Source organism: Bacillus cereus group sp. MYBK14-1 (assembly GCF_051916885.1).
GTDB lineage: Bacteria > Bacillota > Bacilli > Bacillales > Bacillaceae_G > Bacillus_A > Bacillus_A cereus.
This window is the reverse complement of the sequence record NZ_JBQAHM010000046.1, coordinates 1-2,864: the sequence shown is the minus strand read 5'-3', so window position 1 is coordinate 2,864 and position 2,864 is coordinate 1. Positions and strand designations below refer to the sequence as shown.

The following is a 2,864-nucleotide window of genomic DNA, read 5'->3' as shown; positions in this document are numbered from 1 at the left end:
TCGTAACTCTACATATATCAACGATTTTTTAAATATATCTATCACAACTCTCAATATATCAACGATTTTTTAAATATATCTATCACAACTCTCAATATATCAACGATTTTTCAAATATATCTATCGTAACTCTACATATATCAACGATTCGACACGGAATATCGACTTACCAACAAAAAATGACAAAACAAAAAGAGAGGCTGCCCAAAAGGACAACCTCTCTTTTCTTATATCAATTAAAATTTAAACTCTTGTCCAACTTCAAAGCTATCTTCTAATACAAGAATACCTTTTTCTTGTGGAGCATCTGGAAGCTCTAATTCACGTGCAGAGCAGATCATTCCAGAAGAAGGAACACCGCGAAGTTCTGCTGGTTTAATTAACATACCACTTGGCATTACAGCACCAATTTTTGCAACGACAACTTTTTGTCCTGCATCAACGTTTGGTGCACCACATACGATTTGTAATGTTTCTGTACCGATTTCTACCTTACAGATGTTTAGCTTGTCAGCATTTGGATGCTTTTCTTTTTCAGCTACATAGCCTACAACAAATTTCGGAGAAAGATCTGCTTCTACTGTTTCTTCAAAGCCATTCTTCGCTAAAATTTCGTTGATTTTCTCTACAAGCTCTTTCGTTAATGTAAGGTTGCCTGTTTCTTTTACTTCTAAGTAAGAAGATGCATTAAAGATGTTGAATCCTGCTGTTACATTGCTTTCACGATCATATACGCGTGCAACATCTCCTTTGCGATCAAAAGTACGGTTCTCTAAAGTAATATCTTGTAAGGCAACAATTAAAGTGTCACCAATTCCTTCAAGGTTGTAAAAAACGTTCACTTCGTTCATCCTTTCTCTTTTCCATCTGTCTTCTTCCGATTTTTCGCTAAAATAAAGATTGGTTCAAATTCTCCATCTTCATATACGAATGAAAGTGATGTAATCGGAACATGCCCTTCGGCAAAAAATTTCATTGTCATTTGTGCAATAATATCATAACCGATTTCGTTGACGATATCAGCAATAATTAATACATCTTGGTGAGGAACAGCAACAACCATGTCACCAGAAATCTTTTCACGCATCGATTGTAGTAACGATTCGTTTAAAATACGAGTCGCGTCATACCCATCATTTGTGTTTAAAAAGTAGAATGTATTACCCGCTACTGTGTCTTGTTTAAATTCATAACCTAATGAGCGTGCGTTGAATAATGCCATTTCACGCACTTGCTGTTCTGTAAGTTCTAATTTTTGTAATAGACGCTCATCAATTAGTCGATACGTTTTATTCGAATCTAGCGCGTAGTAAATACGTGTTTCCGCCGTATGATCCGTCATAATAAACGGATTTCCTTCTTCTGCTTGTTTCGGGAAAGAAGTAGAGCGAATAACAGGTAAAATTTTCGCTCCGCTATTTTCTTCTTTATGCATCGCAATTAGCGCTTCTTGTACGTAATAAGCAACTTCTTCAATTGCCTTTTCCTTGTTCACTTCCCATTTTGCCACAACTCCTGGAAGCGATACGTTAATACCTTTTTTGGAGTCTTTTTGTTCAATACGTAAAACTTCTTTCTCACTATCATACTGAAAGTCCCATTCTGGGCGAGATAATTTCTTTATTAACTCATCTTTCATCTTTTTACTTGTCATCTTCATCTCTTTTTTCCTCCCTTCCAAAAAAATAACCTCCCCCGCGAAGGTAGAGGTTGTTTTACAATTCAATTGGCAAATTGCCTTATTTTAAACCTTCAATGAACTCTTCGATTTGTTCTTGTGTTTTACGATCTTTGTTTACATAGCGACCAGTTTCTTCACCTTTATTGTACGCTACAAAGCTCGGAATGCCAAATACGTCTAATTTTACACATAGATCAATAAACTCATCACGATCTACATAGTAAAATGAGAAATCACTATATTTCTCTTCTACTTCTGGCATAAATGGATCTACAAAGCGGCAGTCTGGGCACCATTCTGCTGAGAACATAAAGACTACATTCTCTTCATTTTTTAACTGTTGGAATTGCTCCATGCTTTCTAATGACTTCATCTATATTTCCTCCTCTAACGGGTGCATTTTTCATGTTATAATCTTTCTTTTATACTACCATACATCGCGCACGGTGCAAGGTTTATGCTTGCTTTTTGTCATACTTATATTGCCCAACTAACAACTTAACAACGTGTACAAATAATTCCGTGCGGTCGACATAATCATCTGTAAAAATACCGATAGCACCTTCGTGACTACGAATATCTTTTCGCTGCACAAACTCTTCCATCACTTCGCTTAATTCCTTACCATCTTCAAGAGGTGCTAAAAAATCGTCTGGTAACGTAATACGCGCTCCTCCGGCCACAAATACTTTCCCATCCATTGTTGCTAGCGCGCCCCAGTTACACATAAATAAACCGTGCTCCGTTTTCATTACGCCGCCTTCTAGCCCAATACCAATTGGAGCTTCTCCTTCCTCTAGCGCTCGCTTCGCTCTATTAATCGCTCCTTGCATCGTCTCTTCATCTGAGAAAGGCTGAGCTGATACTCCTGACGGAACAGAAAGAGATGTAATTTCAGCATCTTTCCAAACCTTCTCCACAGCGCCAACCTTCGTTTTATTCTTTGATCCTACTACTACTTTCATTTCGTTCACCTCTATAAAAATTCATCATTCTATTCTAATATCCCTATCAGATACGAATTAAGCATCAACCACTACCACATATCACCAAGTCATCTATTCAGCCTAAAAAAGAAGGTTTTTTCTAGCAACATTACCGTCTTCAAAAACAAAAACAGCCTTCCTCTCACTTCCTACTTGGGGTCTTCATACATCATTCGAACACCAATTAAGCACTGACC

4 protein-coding genes are annotated in these 2,864 nt (G+C 37.3%); all 4 read right to left on the bottom strand.

What is annotated here, in order from left to right; genetic code table 11:
* Positions 1-236 precede the first annotated feature (236 nt).
* Positions 237-851 carry a YtpR family tRNA-binding protein gene (gene ytpR / locus ACTFR3_RS30440; RefSeq protein WP_001006770.1) on the bottom strand — a complete coding sequence of 205 codons (615 nt, stop codon included), beginning with the start codon at positions 849-851 and terminating at the stop codon, positions 237-239.
* On the bottom strand, positions 848-1,660 hold the full coding sequence (locus ACTFR3_RS30435; protein WP_000784588.1) for a DUF1444 domain-containing protein: 813 nt from the start codon (positions 1,658-1,660) through the stop codon (positions 848-850). The genes ytpR and ACTFR3_RS30435 overlap by 4 nt, the downstream gene beginning before the upstream one ends.
* 79 nt (positions 1,661-1,739) lie before the next feature.
* Complete coding sequence (locus ACTFR3_RS30430) at positions 1,740-2,054, bottom strand: thioredoxin family protein (protein WP_000838193.1); 315 nt, start codon at positions 2,052-2,054, stop codon at positions 1,740-1,742.
* A gap of 82 nt (positions 2,055-2,136) precedes the next feature.
* Positions 2,137-2,646 (bottom strand): DUF84 family protein, encoded by a 510-nt coding sequence (locus ACTFR3_RS30425; protein WP_000869940.1) that lies wholly within the window; start codon positions 2,644-2,646, stop codon positions 2,137-2,139.
* Between the last annotated feature and the right edge of the window lie 218 nt (positions 2,647-2,864).